The sequence below is a fragment of the Serratia sp. PF-27 genome (assembly GCF_030053255.1).
Classification (GTDB): domain Bacteria; phylum Pseudomonadota; class Gammaproteobacteria; order Enterobacterales; family Enterobacteriaceae; genus Serratia; species Serratia bockelmannii.
In genome coordinates, this window is sequence record NZ_JASGBT010000018.1 from 99,674 (window position 1) to 117,936 (window position 18,263).

15 protein-coding genes are annotated in these 18,263 nt (G+C 61.1%); 10 read left to right on the forward strand and 5 right to left on the reverse strand.

From position 1 onward, the window contains the following. Nucleotides 1-258 precede the first annotated feature (258 nt). Nucleotides 259-1,764: a CoA-acylating methylmalonate-semialdehyde dehydrogenase gene (locus tag QMZ29_RS10930; RefSeq protein ID WP_025304579.1), complete on the forward strand. Its 1,506-nt coding sequence runs from the start codon at nucleotides 259-261 to the stop codon at nucleotides 1,762-1,764. Between the two features lie 77 nt (nucleotides 1,765-1,841). Continuing rightward, nucleotides 1,842-2,663: a 5-deoxy-glucuronate isomerase gene (gene iolB, locus QMZ29_RS10935; RefSeq protein ID WP_025304578.1), complete on the forward strand. Its 822-nt coding sequence runs from the start codon at nucleotides 1,842-1,844 to the stop codon at nucleotides 2,661-2,663. Nucleotides 2,664-2,701: 38 nt separating this feature from the next. On the opposite strand, the gene QMZ29_RS10940 is transcribed toward iolB, so the two are convergent. Together QMZ29_RS10940 and QMZ29_RS10945 are read right to left on the reverse strand one after the other, a co-directional pair. Beyond that, nucleotides 2,702-3,538 carry a MurR/RpiR family transcriptional regulator gene (locus tag QMZ29_RS10940; protein ID WP_004930856.1) on the reverse strand — a complete coding sequence of 279 codons (837 nt, stop codon included), beginning with the start codon at nucleotides 3,536-3,538 and terminating at the stop codon, nucleotides 2,702-2,704. A 203-nt stretch (nucleotides 3,539-3,741) separates the two neighbouring features. Beyond that, nucleotides 3,742-5,673, reverse strand: a complete 1,932-nt coding sequence (locus QMZ29_RS10945) for a bifunctional 5-dehydro-2-deoxygluconokinase/5-dehydro-2-deoxyphosphogluconate aldolase (RefSeq protein WP_261427269.1) — start codon at nucleotides 5,671-5,673, stop codon at nucleotides 3,742-3,744. 545 nt (nucleotides 5,674-6,218) lie between these two features. On the opposite strand from QMZ29_RS10945, the gene iolD reads away from it, so the two are divergent. Genes iolD through iolE form a run of 4 tightly spaced genes read left to right on the forward strand, consistent with a single transcriptional unit; the run spans nucleotide 6,219 to nucleotide 11,095 of the window. Then, nucleotides 6,219-8,159, forward strand: a complete 1,941-nt coding sequence (gene iolD, locus QMZ29_RS10950) for a 3D-(3,5/4)-trihydroxycyclohexane-1,2-dione acylhydrolase (decyclizing) (protein ID WP_025304576.1) — start codon at nucleotides 6,219-6,221, stop codon at nucleotides 8,157-8,159. A gap of 41 nt (nucleotides 8,160-8,200) precedes the next feature. Then, the gene (gene iolG, locus QMZ29_RS10955; protein ID WP_033649354.1) at nucleotides 8,201-9,214 is read left to right on the forward strand and encodes a bifunctional inositol 2-dehydrogenase/D-chiro-inositol 1-dehydrogenase; all 1,014 of its coding nucleotides are present in this window, start codon (nucleotides 8,201-8,203) and stop codon (nucleotides 9,212-9,214) included. A 40-nt stretch (nucleotides 9,215-9,254) separates the two neighbouring features. Then, nucleotides 9,255-10,139, forward strand: a complete 885-nt coding sequence (locus QMZ29_RS10960; RefSeq protein ID WP_049205585.1) for a sugar phosphate isomerase/epimerase family protein — start codon at nucleotides 9,255-9,257, stop codon at nucleotides 10,137-10,139. A gap of 59 nt (nucleotides 10,140-10,198) precedes the next feature. Beyond that, nucleotides 10,199-11,095 carry a myo-inosose-2 dehydratase gene (iolE, locus tag QMZ29_RS10965; protein WP_019455194.1) on the forward strand — a complete coding sequence of 299 codons (897 nt, stop codon included), beginning with the start codon at nucleotides 10,199-10,201 and terminating at the stop codon, nucleotides 11,093-11,095. Between the two features lie 61 nt (nucleotides 11,096-11,156). Here the strand turns inward: iolE and QMZ29_RS10970 are convergent, their stop codons facing one another. Together QMZ29_RS10970 and QMZ29_RS10975 are read right to left on the reverse strand one after the other, a co-directional pair. Then, the gene (locus QMZ29_RS10970) at nucleotides 11,157-12,338 is read right to left on the reverse strand and encodes a P1 family peptidase (protein ID WP_148123804.1); all 1,182 of its coding nucleotides are present in this window, start codon (nucleotides 12,336-12,338) and stop codon (nucleotides 11,157-11,159) included. After that, on the reverse strand, nucleotides 12,331-12,846 hold the full coding sequence (locus tag QMZ29_RS10975; RefSeq protein WP_060435150.1) for a GNAT family N-acetyltransferase: 516 nt from the start codon (nucleotides 12,844-12,846) through the stop codon (nucleotides 12,331-12,333). Before QMZ29_RS10975 ends, QMZ29_RS10970 begins: the two co-directional genes overlap by 8 nt. Before the next feature lie 389 nt (nucleotides 12,847-13,235). Here QMZ29_RS10975 and QMZ29_RS10980 point away from each other — a divergent pair, with 389 nt between their 5' ends. The 4 genes from QMZ29_RS10980 to gntK all read left to right on the forward strand — a co-directional run bounded on the left by QMZ29_RS10980 (nucleotide 13,236) and on the right by gntK (nucleotide 17,507). Then, the gene (locus QMZ29_RS10980) at nucleotides 13,236-13,931 is read left to right on the forward strand and encodes a pirin family protein (RefSeq protein ID WP_004930835.1); all 696 of its coding nucleotides are present in this window, start codon (nucleotides 13,236-13,238) and stop codon (nucleotides 13,929-13,931) included. A 294-nt stretch (nucleotides 13,932-14,225) separates the two neighbouring features. Next, the gene (gene gntR, locus QMZ29_RS10985; protein WP_043138978.1) at nucleotides 14,226-15,221 is read left to right on the forward strand and encodes a gluconate operon transcriptional repressor GntR; all 996 of its coding nucleotides are present in this window, start codon (nucleotides 14,226-14,228) and stop codon (nucleotides 15,219-15,221) included. Nucleotides 15,222-15,561: 340 nt separating this feature from the next. Continuing rightward, nucleotides 15,562-16,878, forward strand: a complete 1,317-nt coding sequence (gene gntT / locus QMZ29_RS10990; protein ID WP_016930400.1) for a gluconate transporter — start codon at nucleotides 15,562-15,564, stop codon at nucleotides 16,876-16,878. Between the two features lie 101 nt (nucleotides 16,879-16,979). Continuing rightward, nucleotides 16,980-17,507: a gluconokinase gene (gene gntK, locus QMZ29_RS10995; protein ID WP_016930399.1), complete on the forward strand. Its 528-nt coding sequence runs from the start codon at nucleotides 16,980-16,982 to the stop codon at nucleotides 17,505-17,507. Nucleotides 17,508-17,537: 30 nt separating this feature from the next. Here the strand turns inward: gntK and QMZ29_RS11000 are convergent, their stop codons facing one another. Continuing rightward, entirely contained in the window at nucleotides 17,538-18,131 is a 594-nt protein-coding gene (locus tag QMZ29_RS11000; protein WP_004930825.1) for a YhgN family NAAT transporter, read from the reverse strand. Nucleotides 18,132-18,263 lie beyond the last annotated feature (132 nt).

Below are 18,263 nucleotides of genomic sequence, written 5' to 3' on the forward strand. Positions count from 1 at the left end.
TTTCTCCGCCGCTGTTGTGCTTTCCCTGGCACGGCAATGAAAGCGCCAATCCGATCGACACCGCAAAATTGCGACCTCACGCACTAAAAACAAATTTTTCAAAACAATTTATTTGAAACTTTTTTTTCAATGAAATAGAGTTTGCTGCATCCGGTCAGGATTTAGCCGGCTTGCCGACGGAGTTTGGCGAGCGGGACGATTAACGCCGCGCCGCCTGTGAGTGGCCTGGCGACAGCGGACTTGAAAAGAGGGCGTGACATGAAAACCGTGGGTAATTTTATTGACGGGCAGGTGTGCCTGAGCAGCAGCAATCAAACCATCGACGTGCACAACCCAGCCAGCGGGCAGGTTGAGCGGCGCGTCACGCAGAGCACCGCCGCCGAAGTCAAACAGGCCATCGACGTGGCGCATCGGGCGTTCGCCGACTGGTCGCGCACCACGCCGCTGCGCCGTGCGCGCATCATGTTCAATTTCAAGGCGCTGTTGGAACAACACCGCGACGAGCTGGCCGAGCTTATCGTCAGCGAGCACGGCAAAGTGTATTCGGATGCGCTGGGCGAACTGACGCGCGGCATGGAAGTGGTCGAATTCGCCTGCGGTATCCCGCATCTGATCAAGGGAGAGTATTCGCCGGACGTCGGCAGCGGCGTCGACAGCTTCTCGCTGATGCAGCCGCTGGGTGTGGTGGCGGGCATTACCCCGTTCAACTTCCCGGCGATGGTGCCGATGTGGATGTTCCCCATCGCACTGGCCTGCGGCAACACCTTTATCCTCAAGCCGCCGGCGCTGGTGCCTTCGGCCTCGGTGCGCCTGGCGGAGCTGCTGAAAGAAGCCGGCCTGCCGGACGGCGTGTTCAACGTGGTGCACTGCGCCAATGAAGATGCGGCGCAGCTGTGCACCGATCCGCGCATTCAGGCGGTGAGCTTCGTCGGTTCCTCCACCGTGGCGGAACATATCTATACCACTGCCAGCGCGCACGGCAAGCGGGTACAGGCCTTCGGCGCGGCGAAAAACCAGGCGATCGTCATGCCGGACGCCGATCTGGACGCCACGGTCAACGCGTTGATGGGCGGCGCGTTCGGCTCCGCCGGTGAGCGTTGCATGGCGCTGCCGATCGCCGTGGTGGTCGGTGACGATACCGCCGACAAACTGATCGCCAAACTGAAGCCGCTGATCGCGCAGCTGCGCGTCGGGCCGGGCTTGCAGCAGGGTGGCGAAGAGAATGAAATGGGGCCGCTGGTGTCGTCTGCCCACCAGAAAAAGGTGCTGGGCTACATCGATCTGGGCGTGGAAGAAGGCGCAACCCTGGTGGCCGACGGCCGCAATTATCAGGTGCCGGGCTACCCTGAAGGCTACTACGTCGGCGGCACGCTGTTCGACCATGTGAAGCCGAATATGCGCATCTACCGCGAAGAGATCTTCGGGCCAGTGCTGGGCATCGTGCGGGTGCCGGACTATCGCACCGCCATCGACACGGTCAACGGCCATGAGTTTGGCAACGGCAGCGCCATCTTTACCGGCAGCGGCCACTACGCGCGTCAGTTCGTGCAGGAAGTGCAGGCCGGGATGGTCGGCGTCAACGTGCCGGTGCCGGTGCCGATGGCGTTCCACAGCTTCGGCGGCTGGAAGCGCTCGGTGTTCGGCGCGCTGAACGTGCACGGCACCGACGGCGTGCGCTTCTACACGCGCATGAAGACCGCCACCGCACGCTGGCCGGCCGGGCAGCAGACGGTGTCCGAATTCAGCATGCCGACGCTGGGCTAAGCGCTGTCATATTCAGGCCAGGCCGTTGCTCCTTCGGGGCAGCGGCCTTTGCACGGGTCATTAACAGGAGAATCGAGATGTCTTCACTGCTTGCCAAATGTCAGACGCCGAATGCCGAGGGGCGTATTCAGCACGTGACGCCGGAAAATGCCGGTTGGCGCTATGTCGGCTTTGACGTTTACCGCTTGGCCGCCGGGCAGTCGCTGCAGCTGGAATGCGGCGACCAGGAACTGTGCCTGGTGCTGGTTGCCGGTATCGCCTCCGTCGCCACGCTGCGCGCCGAATACCCGCATATCGGTAAACGCATGAGCCCGTTCGAACGTACGCCGCCTTACGCAGTGTATGTGCCGCACCACGATCGCATCGACGTGCGGGCAGAAACCGATCTGGAGCTGGCGGTGTGCAGCGCGCCCGGCAGCGGCCACCTGCCTTCACGGCTGATTACGCCGGCGGATATCGGCGTGGAGCGGCGCGGCAAGGGGCGTAACCAGCGGTTGGTGCATAACATTCTGCCGGACAGTGAGCCGGCCGACAGTCTACTGGTGGTGGAAGTTTACACCGACGAGGGCAATACCAGCTCCTACCCGAGCCACAAGCACGATCAAGAAGACTCACCGCACGAAACCTATCTCGAAGAGACGTACTATCACCGCATACAGCCGGAGCAGGGGTTCTGCATGCAGCGCGTCTATACCGACGATCGCACGCTCGATGAGTGCATGCCGGTCTACAATCGTGACGTGGTGAAAGTGCCGCGCGGTTATCACCCGGTGGCGACCCTGGCGGGTTACGACAACTATTACCTCAACGTGATGGCCGGGCCGGTGCGGCAGTGGAAATTCACCTGGGAAAAAGACCACGCCTGGATTAACGGCGACGGCTATCCCGCCGCGCAATAAGCGCCTGAGGCCCGGCTTGCCGGGCTTTTTTGTCAGCCTTACTCGTCCCGGGCGTTATTCAGCGCCAGCGAGACCGCCAGCGTCTGCGCCAGGCACATCGAAGCCACCTGCGAGCGGAACCCGTCCACCTGCGCTTCGCGCACCACGAAACAGACGTCGCTGAAGGCGGCCAGCGGGCTGACCTGGCTGTCGGTGATGGCGATCTGCTGCGCGCCGCGCTTGGCGCCCAGTTCCACCAGTTCCACCGCTTCGCGGGCGTACGGCGAATAGCTGATGGCGATCACCACGTCCTTCGGTTTCACCATGCTCAGCTGTTCGGTGAACATGCCGCCCAGGCCGTCGATCAGAAACGCGCGGCGCTCCAGATGGCGCAGCGCATAGGTGAGATAGGAGGCGACGCTGAACGAACGGCGCAGGCCGATCACGTAGATATTTTCGGCGTTGTTGAGCAGCTCGACGGCGCGATCCAGCTGCTCGGGAGCGATCTGCATCGCCAGCTGCTGCAGCGCCTGCGCGTTGACCATGGTAAATACGTTGAGAATTTCCGCCGGTTTCTCCGGCGCGACGTTGTCGTCGGTGGAGGTTTGGCGGAACAGGCGCGCGCGCTCGGTATAGTTCACCGTCTCTTCCATCAGATGCTGACGGAACACCTGCTTCATTTCGTTGAAGCCGCTGAAGCCGAAGGCGTTGGCGAAACGGATCAGGGTGGAAGGCGGCACGCTGGCCTGTGCGGCGATGGAGGCAACGGTATCGAAAGCGATGCTGTTACTGTTATCCAAAATATAGCGCGCCACCTGCTTCAAACGCTTACTCAGCGTTTCATAACGGTGGCGAATCTCGTCCTGTAACAGCGAAAGTTGAGTTGGGTTGTTCATCCATTCGGCTCGCAGTGGGGTGAAGGCGCATTGGCCTGACGCCTGAAATATTGACAGGGTATTTTAACAGACGGAGCGGAAATTTCATTTCCTCAAAAAGCGATTTATTCGATCGCACATTGCGCGACTTCACAGAAAATGGGCAAAAAAATCCCCTTAAAGCGGCGAAATGGCCTTAAGGGGACGTGAACCTGCTCTCGCTGTCAGTGCGTGCCGCCCGCCTGTGGACGGTACTGGCGCCAGAAACCGATCAGCGTCAGGTATTTTTGTTTCACCTGCTCGATCAGGGCCGCGTCGTCGATTTCCCCCTGCAGCCAGCGGCGCGAAGGTTGGCCGAAAATAGTGCGGCCGACGGCGAAACCTTTCACCCAGCGCGCATCTGCGGCGGCGGCAAAGCCCGCCTTCAGCACCGCCTCTGGGGAGTCGAGCCCCAGGATCAGCACGCCGCGGCAGTCGGGATCGTAGGCGTCGATCAGCGCGCCGACCTGCTGCCAGTTTTCCGCGCTCAGCGGCGGCAGTTTCCACCAGTCCGGCTGAATGCCCAACCGGTAGAAGTGTTCAATCATCTCCAGGTAATAGCGCTCGTCCTTGTCGGCGTTGCCGTCCGGCAGGATCACTTCCAGCAGCAGCTCATGGCCGGATTTGCAGCAGCCGCGGTAGACGTCGGCGATCAGCTCATCCTGTTCGCGGCGCAGTTCTGCCGCGTCGTGCGGATGATAAAACACCAGGCACTTCACCACGTGCTCCTGCGGCCAGTCGATCAATTGCGAACCGATGTTGCCGTGCTCCAGGCGCAGCGGGCGCGAGCTGGGCAGCTCCACCGGCCGGCCAATCCACCATCCCTGACCGGTGATTTCGTTCAGCGCCGCCTGCCCGTAGGTGGTGTCGGCCAGAATGCCGCTGTTGCCGTTGAGGCCGGCCTGCGCGGCAGCCTGTTGCGCCGCCGTTAACAGCAGGGTTTTCAGGCGCGGAATGCGTTCCTCGCTGACGCCGGCTTCGCGCGCCATGTCCGCCAGCTGCTTGCGGTGATCGAAGGCGAACACGCACAGTTCCGGCCACTGCTGTTTGCGGGTGGTGACCCGATGCAGGTGGTTCAGACGCGCGTCGCGGTCCGGGCGCGTAACCTGCCGTTCGCGCAGCAGATAGTCGTCCAGCTCCCGTTTGGTCGGCATGGCCGGCGCGCAGCCGTGGCGCGACACCACCAATGCGCCGCAGGCGTTGGCGTAGCGGCAGGCCTGATCCCAGCCCTCATCGTTCAGGTAGCCGCGCAGCAGGCCGGACATAAAGGCATCGCCGGCTCCCAGTACGTTCAGCACTTCAACCCGCACGCCGGCGTGCAGCTTCACCTGCTCCCAGTCGTCGGCGATTTCGCCTTCGAACACCGAGCAGCCCTGCGCGCCGCGCTTGCACACCAGCGTGGCCGCCGTGGCCCGGCGTACGTTTTTCAGCGCCGTCAGCGTGTCGGTGCTGCCGCCGGCGATATGAAATTCCTCTTCGGTGCCGACGATCAGATCGAAATGGTGCAGCACCTCTTGCAGCTCGCGCGTGACCTGATCCGATTCCACAAAGCGGGTTTCGCCGTCGCCCAGCGACGTCAGCCCCCACAGCACCGGGCGGTAATCGATGTCCAGCGCGGTGCGCAGGCCGTGGCGGCGCGCGTATTCCAGCGCCTTCAGTACCGCGGCGCGGGTGTTCGGGTGCGACAGGTGCGTGCCGGTGATGGCCAGCGCGCGCGAGGAAGCGATGTAGGCCTCGTCGATGTCGTCCGGCGTCAGCGCCATGTCCGCGCAGTTTTCGCGGTAGAAGATCAGCGGGAAGGTTTCCTGATCCTTGATGCCGAGGATCACCAGGCCGGTTAACCGACGTTTGTCGGTGATGAGGCAGCGGGTATCGGCCCCGACGCGCTGCAGCTCTTCGCGCAGAAAGCGGCCCATGTGTTCATCGCCGACGCGCGCCAGCATGCCGGATTTTAACCCCTGAATGGCGGTGCCGTAGGCCACGTTGCCGGAAGATCCGCCGAGGTACTTGGCGAATGTGCCGGCGTCTTCCAGCCGCGCGCCGATCTGCTGAGCATAGAAATCGACGGCGATGCGCCCGAGACAAATGACATCAAGCTGTTTTTCTTGTGTAGCCATACCCGTTTCCTTCTGTTTAAGCAAAACTCCGGCGGCGGCCCGAGCGTGGCGCCCTGCAGGAAGCATGTGGATAGTATGGGGAATGAAAATTTCAATTTCAATATAGAATGAAATTTACACCCCGAAAATGTGATGCGTTTAAAACATCGACAGGAGAACGGGAAAAGCCGATGAAGCGGCCATAAGACGGCGACCGGGCGCGCGCAGAAAAGGGGATTAGATCAGGATAAAAGGCTGTCAGCCCGTGTGGTAACGGTTGTTATCGGCCGGTGCGCGGCGCGAAGCCAGTAAAGGCTGAATCACGAGATGAAACGGGCTTTTCATGTAATATGCGATCTTTATCGCAAAATGAAATGTTTCTTCTGTAATGTGATTTTATGAAAAATATATTTGTTTATAATCGCTTCACGTTTCAGGTTGTCGACTTCGTGAGCAGCGGGCATCGCCTGCTCAAGATAATAGCTGCCGCCGCGTAATACAAACACGGGATTGTCGGCTCGGCGCGAGCCCTTTCCGGGGCGGCCCTCAATCTAAAGGGTGAGTAAATGGGCAAGATCAGGCTAACCATGGCGCAGGCGCTCGTCAGATTTCTCGATAACCAGTATCTGCTGGCCGACGGGGTGGAAACCAAATTCGTCGCGGGCATTTTCGCGATTTTCGGCCACGGCAACGTGCTGGGGCTGGGGCAAGCGCTGGAACAGGATAGCGGCGATCTGCGGGTGCATCAGGGCCGCAACGAGCAGGGGATGGCCCATGCGGCGATCGGCTTCGCCAAACAAAAACTGCGCCGGCAGATCTACGCCTGCACTTCATCGGTCGGCCCCGGCGCCGCCAATATGATCACCGCCGCGGCCACCGCCACCGCCAACCGCATTCCTTTATTGCTGCTGCCGGGCGACGTTTACGCTTCCCGCCAGCCGGACCCGGTGCTGCAGCAAATCGAACAGTCTTACGATCTCAGCATCAGCACCAACGACGCGTTCCGCGCGGTGAGCAAATACTGGGACCGCATCGTGCGACCGGAACAGCTGATGAGCGCCTGCATCAATGCGATGCGCGTGTTGACCGATCCGGCGGAAACCGGCGCGGTGACGCTGTGTCTGCCGCAGGACGTGCAGGGGGAAGCCTACGACTACCCCGACTATTTCTTCCAAAAACGCGTGCACCGGCTCGATCGCCGTCCGGCGACCGACGGCATGTTGGCGGACGCGTTGGCGCTGCTGACGGCCAAACGCAAACCGCTGCTGGTGTGCGGCGGCGGCGTGAAATACTCGCAGGCCGGGCGGGCGCTGCGCGAATTCGCCGAGCGCTTCGGCATTCCGTTCGCCGAGACCCAGGCCGGCAAAGGCGCGGTGCCGAGTGACCATGAATTCAACCTCGGCGGCATCGGCGAAACCGGCTGCCTGGCGGCCAACACGCTGGCCCGTCAGGCCGATCTGGTGATTGGCGTCGGCACCCGTTACACCGATTTCACCACCTCGTCTAAATGGCTGTTTCAACACCCGGACGTCAGCTTCCTCAATATCAACGTCAGCGCCTTCGACGCCGGCAAGCTCGACGGCGTGCAGGTGCTGGCGGACGCCCGCGAGGCCCTGAGCGAACTGGGCGCGCTGCTGACGCAAACCGAGTACCGCGCCGGCTGGGGCGACGCCATCGCCGCGGCGCGCGCTGCCCAGCATGAAGAGACCGAGCGGGTTTACGCGGTGGAATACAGCGGCGCAGGCTTTGTGCCAGAGATCGACGATCACCTCGATCGCGAGCGGGTGTTCGCCGAATTTATCGCTCAGACCGACTCGGCGATGACGCAAAGCCGGGTGCTGGGGGTGCTGAACCGCGAGCTCCCGCCGGACAGCGTGATCGTGGCCGCCGCTGGCAGCCTGCCGGGCGATCTGCAGCGGGTGTGGCACAACCGCGGCGAGCACGGTTATCACGTGGAATACGGCTACTCCTGCATGGGGTACGAGGTGAACGCCGCATTGGGGGTCAAGCTGGCCGAGCCGCAGCGTGAGGTGTACGCGATGGTGGGCGATGGCGCCTTCATGATGCTGCATTCCGAACTGGTCACCTCGATTCAGGAAGGTTGCAAGATCAACGTGGTGCTGTTCGACAACATGACCAACGGCTGCATCAACAACCTGCAGATGGAACACGGCATGGACAGCTACACCACCGAATTCCGCTTCCGCAATCCAGAGGGCGGCAAGCTCGACGGCAAACTGGTGCCGGTCGATTTCGCCATGCTGGCGGCGGCTTACGGCTGTAAAACCTATCGCGTCACCACCGAGCAGCAGCTGCTCGATGCGCTGGCCGACGCCCGCAGGCAGACCGTGTCCACGCTGCTGGACATCAAGGTGCTGCCGAAGACCATGGTGCACAAGTATCTCAGCTGGTGGCGCGTGGGCGGCGCTCAGGTGGCCGACAGCGAGAAAATCGTCGCAGTGGCGCGCAAGCTGCAGGAAAACATCGATAAGGCGCGCGATTACTGATTCGTTTTCGAACACAACACACTTTCCAGAGGGTAGCGAAAATGACATTGAACATTGGGGTTATCGGCACCGGCGCCATCGGCCGCGATCATATCCGTCGCTGCAGCAAAGTTTTGCAGGGCGCCCGCGTCGTGGCGGTGAACGACATCAATCGCGACAACGCCGCCAAGGTGGTGAGCGATCTGCAGCTGGATGCGCGGGTGTATGACAACGGCCACGATCTGATCAAGGCCGCCGACGTGCAGGCGGTGCTGGTCACCTCCTGGGGGCCAAGCCACGAAGAATTCGTGCTTGCGGCCATCGCCGCCGGCAAACCGGTGTTCTGCGAGAAGCCGCTGGCGGTGACCGCGCAGGGCTGCAAGAACATCGTCGATGCCGAAGCGAAGCACGGCAAGCGGCTGGTGCAGGTCGGCTTTATGCGCCCCTATGACCAGGGCTATCGCGCGCTGAAACAGGTGCTGACCAGCGGCCAGATCGGCGAACCGCTGATGTTGCACTGCGCGCACCGCAACCCGACGGTCGGCGAGGCTTACACCACCGATATGGCGATCACCGACACCCTGATCCACGAAATCGACGTGCTGCGCTGGCTGCTCGACGACGACTATGTGTCGGTGCAGGTGGTGTTCCCACGCAAGAGCCCGAAGGCGTTCCCGCACCTGAAAGATCCGCAGATTGTGCTGTTCGAAACCGCCAAGGGTACGCGCATCGACGTCGAAATTTTCGTCAACTGCCAGTACGGCTACGACATTCAGTGTGAAGTGGTGGGGGAAACCGGCATCGCCAAACTGCCGGAGCCGTCCTCGGTGCAGATGCGCAGCGGCGCCCGCCTGTCGACCGAAATCCTGACCGACTGGAAAGATCGCTTTATCGACGCCTATGACGTCGAGCTGCAGGGGTTCATCAATGACGTGGCCGCGGGCAAGCTGACCGGGCCTTCCGCCTGGGACGGCTACGCCGCCGCGGTGACCGCCGACGCCTGCGTGGCGGCCCAGCTCAGCGGCGAGATCGTGCCGGTGACCCTGCCGGCGCGCCCGGCGTTTTACAACAAGTAATCGGCTTGTCCCCCATACCTAAGATTGTAGAGGAGTGACCATGAAGATCGCTTTTGATGTCGACGTTATCCGGGATTTGGGCGTGACCAAAATGGTTCAGCAGGTGGCGGACTGGGGCTATAAATACATCGAGCAGTCGCCGCACCCGCAGATCAACCCGTTTTACAAGCATCCGAAGGCCAGCCGCGAAATCATGGCGGAGTATAAAAACGCCCTGAAAGCGACCGGCGTGGAGATCTCCTCATTTATCGTGGTGTATCGCTGGTCCGGGCCGGGGGAAGATCGCCGCCAGGCGGCGGTCAAAAACTGGCGGCGGATGATCGAAATCGCGGTGGAAATGGGCGTGCAGGTGATCAACACCGAACTGGCGGGCAACCCCAACGAGCCGGAGATCTGCGAGGAGCTGTGGTATCGCTCGATGGAGGAGCTGCTGCCGATCATCGAGCGTGAAGGTATCCGTATGGAGATCCAGTCGCACCCGTGGGACTTCTGCGAGCTGAGTAACGAAACCGCCGATCTGGTGAAATCGCTGCGCAGCGACCACGTCAAATACCTCTACAGCGTGCCGCACACCTTCTACTACGACAAGGGGCAAGGCGATGTGGCCGGCATGTTGCAGTACGCCGGGGACGATCTTTCCCACGTGCTGATTGCCGACACCATGAATCACACCAAGCATTGCCGTTATATCGTCAATCCGCCGGGCGTTGACGCCGCGGTGCATCAGCACGTCGGCATCGGCGAAGGTGAGGTGAATTTCGACGCCCTGTTCCAGACGCTGCGCGACATGGAATTTGCCAACCGCAGCTTCAAGGCCGGCGGCGAATCGATCATCTGCACCTCTCTGTTCGGCTATCCGGAAAAGATGCCGAGCCAGGCGGTGGCGACCAGAGAGCGCATCGAAAGAGAGCTGTTGGGCAAATAATCTTATTTGGCTCGCCGGCGGCGTTTGCACCGGCGGCCCTCCAAGGACCGAGGCAGACCATGAATAAAGACAACGTGAAATTGGCCATCGCGCCAATCGGCTGGACCAACGACGACATGCCCGATCTGGGCAAGGAAAACACCTTCCAGCAGTGCGTCAGCGAAATGGCGCTGGCCGGTTTCACCGGCAGCGAAGTGGGCAGCAAATACCCGCGCGATCCGGCGGTGCTGAAACCGATGCTGGATATTCGCGGCATTCAGATCTGCAACGCCTGGTTCAGCACCTTTTTCGCCGACGGCCAAAAAGACAAAACCATCGATGAATTTATCAACCACATGAATTTCCTGCATGCCATGGGCGCCAGGGTGATTGGCTGCTCCGAGCAGAGCAAGAGCATTCAGGGCACCACCAAAGGCGTGTTCGAAGAGAAGCCGTATTTCAGCGATGAAGAGTGGCAGCGCGTGGCCGACGGTTACAACGAGCTGGCGAAGATCGCCGCCGGCAAAGGCATGCAGGTGTGTCTGCACCACCACATGGGTACTGGCATTCAGACTACCGCCGAAATCGATCGCTACATGAGCATGGTCAACGACGACGTTTACCTGTTGTTTGATACCGGGCACGCCTACTATTCGGAAGGCAGCCAGCAGGCGATGATGGCGATCCTGGAGAAGTATCTGCCGCGCATCAACCACGTCCATCTGAAGGACGTGCGCGATGAGGTGGTGGCGGAAGTGAAGGCCAACAAGCTGAGCTTCCTCGATGGCGTGAAGAAGGGCACCTTCACCGTGCCGGGTGATGGCGTGATCGACTTCAGGCCGGTGTTCAAGCTGCTGGACGAGCGCGGTTACAAGGGATGGATGGTGGTGGAGGCCGAGCAGGATCCGGCGCTGGCCAACCCGTTCGAGTATGCGGTGAAAGCGCGCCGCTATATTCGGGAAACCGCCGGTATTTAAGCGGTAAGGGTGAATAAAGATCGAGGGGCGCTGCCAGCGCCCCTTTTTTGATGGCGGCGCGTTAGCCGCCGAGCGTTTGCCAGGTTGCGACCTGGCTGCCTGGCCATGGTGTAGCGGCATGCACGCCACGGGCGATCGCCCGAGCGAGGGTATCCGCCGCCAGCGCGCCGATTTGCAGCACCGCCAGTTCGCGGCTGCCCTGTACCTCGCGCTGCCCAGTGGACAGAGCGAACACCACGTCGCCGTCAAACGGGCTGTGCAGCGGGCGAATAGCGCGCGCCATACCGTCTTGCGCCATGATGGCCACCCGTTTCAACTCCACTCGCGTCAGCGCCAGGTCGGTGGCGATGCAGGCCAGGGTGGTGTTCTTTCTGCCGCCCTGCGGCTCTTGCACCATCCCGTCTTCACCCTGCGCATGCAGTTGCGCCAGCGCCGCCGCGCCGCCGTTGCCAAATTCACCGTTAATTTCATAAGGCGTCGCCCAGAAGGCGCGGGTGCCGGGTGCGACCACCGCACCCAAACTGTTGACCGCCACCAGCGCGCCGACGGTAGCGCCGTTGGTGGCCACGATCGACGCCGAACCGAGGCCGCCTTTCAGCTTGCCCATGCCGGTCATGGCGCCGTAGCCGGCCCCGACGGTGCCCAGCGGAAAATCCAGGCCGGCTTTGCCGACCGCCTCGATGCCCAACTGGCGATACGGCGGCGTGAGCTGCCAGTTTTTGTCGCCGCCGTTGGCCAGATCGTACAGGCAGGCGGTGGGCACGATAGGGGAGACCGGCACGCCGGGGGCCGGGCGCAGCGCGTAGCCTCGGCCCTGTTGCCCCAGCCAGGCCGCGACGCCGTCCGCCGCCGCCAGGCCGTAAACCGAGCCGCCGCTGAACGTCAGCGCATCGACGGTCTGTACCAAATTGTCCTCACCCAGCGCGTCGGTTTCCCGTGTGGCGGGGCCGCCGCCGCGCACGTCCACGGCGGCAATCGCCGGGCTGTCCGGCAGGATAACCGTCGCGCCGGTGCGCACCCGGCTGTCCTGCGCCACGCCGACCTTCAGGCCCGGCACATCGGTAATCAGGTTGCGAGCGCCTGGGCGCCCGGCGGCGGGAGTTGGCATAGCGGCACCTAATGGGGTGAGAGGAGAGAATATGCCGACGGCGGCGGTCAGGCCGGCCAGCGCGTGTAAAAAGGTTCGGCGGTTGATGTTAAGGGGCCGGCGTAGCGGCCCCTGCGGGGGGATGAGATCACGCATCTGCGCGTGGCTGCCCGGAGCGCAGACGCGCCATATGGTAGGCGTCGACCAGCACGCCGTCGCGCATGGCATAGCCGCGGCTGGTGCCCTCTATCTCGAAGCCGAATTTGCGGTATAGCGCGATGGCCGCCGGGTTGTCGGTGAACACCGTCAGTTCGATGCGCTCAATGGCCGCCCAGTTGTCACACAGGTCGATCATCGCCTGCATCAGGCGGCTGCCGACGCCTTTGCCGTGGTAGCGCGGATCGACGCCGATGCCGAAGGTGGCGACGTGGCGGCGGCGAACGCGCTGATTCAGCATCACAACCAACTGGCCGGCAAGCTGCCCGTCGATGATGGCCGCCAGGTTATGCGTGCCCGGTTCGGGATTGGCGAGTCGCTTCTGCCAGGACTCGACGGACGGTAGCGGGAGCTGCAGCGTATCGCGGTAGACGGGCGTCTGCGAATAAAGATGATGCAGGGCTTGCGCATCCGTTGTTTCCACGTGGCGTATCACGATCTCGCTCATGTCGCTGCTCCTTTTGCTTACCGGTTGAATAACCTCTGAATTTATCCGTTTACTGCCTTGAGTCAATATTATTTCAACGGGTCAAAAAAAACGCTTTACAGGTGCGAATGATAATGATTATTATTGCGATGCGTTCCGGGGAGGGCATCAACCCTTGATACTCTCGCTGCGAAGGCACGACATTGCTCACATTGCTTCCAGTGTTTACTTAGCCAGCTCGGGTGCTGGCTTTTTTTTTGCCCTTTTTCAGCCGTTTCCGCCTTCAACAAATCCGCTGCCCATCCGCTGTTTCATTCCATCGAAATTTTTGAACAGAGGCATGAGTTTTTTACGCTTTCTTATTCTGCTGGCAGGACTAGACTGTAAAAAAACATTGAGGAGAGTTGAATATGATTTATGTACGTAAAGCGGAAGACCGCGGCCACGCCAATCATGGCTGGCTGGATAGCTGGCACACCTTCTCATTTGCCGATTACTACGATCCGAACTTTATGGGATTCTCGGCGCTGCGGGTGATCAACGAAGATGTGATCGATGCAGGGCAGGGTTTCGGTACTCACCCGCATAAAGACATGGAAATCCTGACCTACGTGCTGAGCGGCACGGTGGAACATCAGGACAGCATGGGCAACAAGGAGCAGATCCAGGCCGGTGAATTCCAGATCATGAGTGCGGGCACCGGGGTGCGTCACTCCGAGTACAATGCCAATCAGGATCGTCCATTGCACCTGTACCAGATTTGGATCATCCCGGATCAGGTCGGGCTTGAGCCACGCTACGAGCAGCGCATGTTCGACGCGCCGCAGGGCCGTCAGCTGGTGCTGTCGCCGGATGCGCGTGACGGCTCGCTGAAGGTGTTCCAGGATATGACGCTGTCGCGTTGGGCGCTGAATAAAGGCGAGCAGGGGGAATGCCCGATCGCCGCCGGCCGTCGCGTTTGGATCCAGGTGGTGCGTGGCAAGGTCTCGGTCAACGGCCAGACCGCCGGCATCAGCGACGCGTTCGCAGTGTGGGATGAATCGGCGCTGACGATCCAGGCCGACGAAGAGAGCGAAATCCTGCTGTTCGATCTGCCGCCGGTGTGATTAAGCGGTAAATATCAAGGGCTCACGGTGTGAGCCCTTGAGGTGAGTGACTCGCCTGCCGACGTTGCCTGACTTAACGCCGGCAAAACATATAAAAACAAGGAAAATCAATTTATTGATTTTCGGCTGATCGTCACAAAGGGGGAGAAACCACGCTTTTTCCCCCTTTGTCTGCGTATGAAGGGCTCACGATGTGAGCCCTTTTTGCGTTGGCCGTCGCATAACCGACAATATCGGCCCGCCGTTTTTTTTGCTAAAATGACTGCCCATTCACGGTTAGTCAGTTCATTGATAATGAAGAAAAAACGGCCGGTACTCCAGGATGTGGCGGACAAGGTGGGCGTGACCAAGATGACGGTGAGCCGTTATCTGCGCAATCCCGACCAGGTTTCCGCCGCCCTGCAGCAAAAAATCGCCGTCGCGCTGGATGAGCTGGGCTACATCCCCAACCGCGCGCCGGACATCCTCTCCAACGCCACCAGCCGGGCGATTGGCGTGCTGTTGCCGTCGTTGACCAACCAGGTGTTCGCCGAAGTGCTGCGCGGCATCGAAAGCGTGACCGACGCGCACAACTACCAGACCATGCTGGCGCACTATGGCTACCTGCCGGAGCGTGAAGAAGAGCGTCTGACCTCGCTGCTGTCTTACAATATCGACGGCCTGATCCTGTCTGAGCGCCATCACACGCCGCGCACCCTGAAAATGATCGAGGTGGCGGGCATTCCGGTGGTAGAGCTGATGGACTGCGTCTCGCCGTGTATCGATCTGGCGGTGGGCTTCAACAACTTCGAGGCGGCGCGCCAGATGACCCAGCAGATCATCGCGCACGGCCACCGTCACGTGGTCTATTTCGGCGCCCGTCAGGATGAACGTACCATCATCAAGCAGCAGGGGTATGAGCAGGCGATGCGTGAATCCGGCCTGGAGCCGTACAGCATCATGACCGCGCGATCTTCCTCCTATTCCGCCGGCGGTGAACTGCTGCGCGTGGCGCAGCGCGACTATCCGCAGATCGACAGTATCTTCTGCACCAACGATGACCTGGCGATCGGCGCGGCCTTCGAGTGCCAGCGGCAGGGGCTGTCGATCCCGCAGGACATGGCGATCGCCGGCTTCCACGGCCATGACATCGGCCAGGTGATGGTGCCGAAGCTGGCCAGCGTGCTGACGCCGCGTGAACGCATGGGGCAGATCGGCGCCGAGCGCTTGCTGGCCCGGCTGCGCGGTGAAACCGTGTGCCCACGCATGGTGGACGTCGGTTTCACCGTGATCCCCGGTGGCAGTATCTGAGCCATTTTAACGTTCTGTTTTAACACCCTTTCTTTTTGCAGCGCGCCCTGAGGCGCGCTGGTTATCCCGCCTGTAAGCCCGCCGCTCGTTGCCGACATAAGTTTGATCTCTGTCCCAGAACGCGAATTTTAGCCGCTTACCCGGTTCCGGCGCTCATGTTGTTACCGGTATCATGATACCGGTAACAACGAGTGTGCGGTCATCTTGCTGCAAGACTGAACCTCTGACTCAACAACACCTACAGCTCTTCTTAAACACCGGGAAAGAGCCTAAAAATAAAACAACCGCACGCTTTACGCCTATCGTAAAGAGAGTCGCGATAAAAGGTTGGAGAAAAACTATGCCATTAGTGATTGTTGCAGGCGGCGTAGCGCTGCTGCTGCTGCTGATGATCCGCTTCAAGCTGAACGGCTTTATCTCTCTGGTTCTGGTTGCCCTGGCGGTCGGGATTGCACAGGGTATGCCGGTCGATAAGGTCATCGGCTCCATCAAGGCCGGCGTGGGCGGTACGCTGGGCAGCCTGGCGCTGATCATGGGCTTCGGCGCCATGCTCGGCAAGCTGCTGGCGGACTGCGGCGGCGCACAGCGCATCGCCACCACGCTGATCGACAAGTTCGGCAGAAAACACATTCAATGGGCGGTGGTGCTGACCGGTTTCACCGTCGGCTTCGCGCTGTTCTACGAAGTGGGCTTCGTGCTGTTGCTGCCGTTGGTGTTCACCATCGCCGCCTCCGCACGCATTCCGCTGCTGTACGTCGGCGTGCCGATGGCCGCCGCGCTGTCGGTGACTCACGGCTTCCTGCCACCGCATCCAGGCCCGACCGCCATCGCCACCATCTTCCATGCTGACATGGGTAAAACCCTGTTGTATGGCACGCTGCTGGCGATCCCGACGGTGATCCTGGCCGGCCCGGTCTATGCCCGCTTCCTGAAAGGCATCGACAAGCCGGTGCCGGAAGGCCTGTACAACCCGAAAACCTTTACCGACGCGGAGATGCCGAGCTTTGGCGTCAGCGTTGCCACGTCGCTGGTGCCGGTGATCCTGATGGCGCTGCGCGCGGTGGCTGAAATGGTGCTGCCGAAGGGCCACAGCCTGCTGCGCTTCGCCGAGTTCTTCGGCGACCCGGTGATGGCGACCCTGATCGCCGTGCTGATCGCCATCTTCACCTTCGGCCTGAACCGTGGCCGCACCATGGATGAAGTGATGGGCACCATCACCGACTCGATTAAAATCATCGCGATGATGCTGTTGATCATCGGCGGTGGCGGCGCCTTTAAACAGGTGCTGGTGGACAGCGGCGTCGAGCAGTACATCGCCGGCCTGATGGAGGGCAGCAACGTTTCGCCGATTCTGATGGCCTGGTCAATCGCCGCCGCGCTGCGTCTGGCGCTGGGTTCCGCCACCGTGGCGGCAATCACCGCCGGCGGCATCGTCGCGCCGCTGATCGCCACCACCGGCGTCAGCCCTGAGCTGATGGTGATTGCGGTCGGCTCCGGCAGCGTCATCTTCTCGCACGTCAACGATCCGGGCTTCTGGCTGTTCAAGGAGTATTTCAACCTGAGCATCATGGAAACCATCAAATCCTGGTCGGTGCTGGAAACCATCATCTCGGTGTGCGGCCTGGTGGGCTGTCTGCTGCTGGCGACGGTCGTATAATCTTTATCCGGCGCCCTGCGGGGCGTCGGCGTTCCAGAGTATCTTTATCAGTTGGGACGCATTTGGCGCGCTCGCGCCAGTTCCCATAGGGGCATGACACAATGAGCAATCCGCAGAATCACGTATTTATCCTGATGGGCGTATCCGGCAGCGGCAAATCCGCCGTAGCCAGCACTGTCGCCCACGAGGCCGAGGCCGCCATGCTGGACGGCGATTATCTGCATCCGCGCGCCAACATTAACAAAATGGCTGCCGGGCACGCGCTGGACGACAACGATCGCGCCCCGTGGCTGGCGGCCTTGAACGACGCCATCTTCGCCATGCAACGCACCAATCCCGTGTCGCTGCTGGTCTGCTCGGCGTTGAAAAAAAGCTATCGTGACCGCCTGCGCGAAGGGAATAGCAACCTGCATTTCCTCTACCTGAAAGGCGACAAGGCGGTGATCGAGGAGCGCCTGAAGCAGCGCAAAGGTCACTTCTTCAAACCGCAGATGCTGGTTTCGCAGTTCGCCACGTTGGAAGAGCCGGGCGAGCAGGAGCCGGATGTGCAAGCGATTGACATCAACCAGCCGCTGGACGGCGTGGTCGCCGATACGCTCGCCTATATTCGCCGCGTTACCGCCCGCTGAGCGCGGGCCGTTGTCGGCGCCGCCAGGCGCCTACAGCTTCATGTAAGCCCGCACGCCGTCCAGGAACATCTGGGTCGACAGCATCACCAGAATCAGCCCCATCAACCGCTCCAGCGCGCTGACGCCTTTGCTGCCCAGCAGGCGCAGGAACAGGTTCGACATCAGCAAAATGGCCGCAGAGAGGCCCCAGGCGATCAACAGCGCCGCCACCAGATGGGGCAACTGATGCGGATACTGGTGCGACAGCAGCATCAGCGCTGCCAGAATCGACGGCCCGGCCACCAGCGGGATCGCCAGCGGCACCAGGAACGGTTCCTCGCCGGCGGACAGCCCGGAGCTGTTCCCCTCCTGCGTGGGGAAAATCATCTTGATGGCGATCAGAAACAGAATGATGCCGCCGGAAATGGAGACGGTTTCGGTGCGCAGATTGAGGAACGCCAGAATTTTCTCGCCGGCGAACAGGAAGATCAGCATCAGCAGCAGGGCGATCAGCAGCTCGCGGATCAGCACCACCCGGCGGCGGCGCGGTTCCAGGTGCTTGAGCACCGACATGAAAATCGGCAAGTTGCCCAGCGGATCCATAATTAAAAACAGCAATACCGTAGCGGAAATCATCTCTGTCATGGTGACCTCGTGATCGGGAAAACGCCTCGGCCTTTTCGGCCGCGTCCTTGCCTATAAGAAGGATTGCTGAGAAATCCTCAGCCATCGAATAAATTCACTTTGCGCCCGCGCCGACATTTTGTAAGGTGAGGA

What these genes read in the sequence shown, in the direction of transcription:
- gntK (WP_016930399.1), top strand. Translation starts at nt 16,980, where the DNA reads ATGAGCAATCCGCAGAATCACGTATTTATCCTGATGGGCGTATCCGGC.
- QMZ29_RS10975 (WP_060435150.1), bottom strand. Translation starts at nt 12,846, where the DNA reads ATGAGCGAGATCGTGATACGCCACGTGGAAACAACGGATGCGCAAGCC.
- iolG (WP_033649354.1), top strand. Translation starts at nt 8,201, where the DNA reads ATGACATTGAACATTGGGGTTATCGGCACCGGCGCCATCGGCCGCGAT.
- gntR (WP_043138978.1), top strand. Translation starts at nt 14,226, where the DNA reads ATGAAGAAAAAACGGCCGGTACTCCAGGATGTGGCGGACAAGGTGGGC.
- iolE (WP_019455194.1), top strand. Translation starts at nt 10,199, where the DNA reads ATGAATAAAGACAACGTGAAATTGGCCATCGCGCCAATCGGCTGGACC.
- QMZ29_RS10940 (WP_004930856.1), bottom strand. Translation starts at nt 3,538, where the DNA reads ATGAACAACCCAACTCAACTTTCGCTGTTACAGGACGAGATTCGCCAC.
- QMZ29_RS10930 (WP_025304579.1), top strand. Translation starts at nt 259, where the DNA reads ATGAAAACCGTGGGTAATTTTATTGACGGGCAGGTGTGCCTGAGCAGC.
- QMZ29_RS10945 (WP_261427269.1), bottom strand. Translation starts at nt 5,673, where the DNA reads ATGGCTACACAAGAAAAACAGCTTGATGTCATTTGTCTCGGGCGCATC.
- QMZ29_RS10960 (WP_049205585.1), top strand. Translation starts at nt 9,255, where the DNA reads ATGAAGATCGCTTTTGATGTCGACGTTATCCGGGATTTGGGCGTGACC.
- iolD (WP_025304576.1), top strand. Translation starts at nt 6,219, where the DNA reads ATGGGCAAGATCAGGCTAACCATGGCGCAGGCGCTCGTCAGATTTCTC.
- QMZ29_RS11000 (WP_004930825.1), bottom strand. Translation starts at nt 18,131, where the DNA reads ATGACAGAGATGATTTCCGCTACGGTATTGCTGTTTTTAATTATGGAT.
- QMZ29_RS10970 (WP_148123804.1), bottom strand. Translation starts at nt 12,338, where the DNA reads ATGCGTGATCTCATCCCCCCGCAGGGGCCGCTACGCCGGCCCCTTAAC.
- QMZ29_RS10980 (WP_004930835.1), top strand. Translation starts at nt 13,236, where the DNA reads ATGATTTATGTACGTAAAGCGGAAGACCGCGGCCACGCCAATCATGGC.
- gntT (WP_016930400.1), top strand. Translation starts at nt 15,562, where the DNA reads ATGCCATTAGTGATTGTTGCAGGCGGCGTAGCGCTGCTGCTGCTGCTG.
- iolB (WP_025304578.1), top strand. Translation starts at nt 1,842, where the DNA reads ATGTCTTCACTGCTTGCCAAATGTCAGACGCCGAATGCCGAGGGGCGT.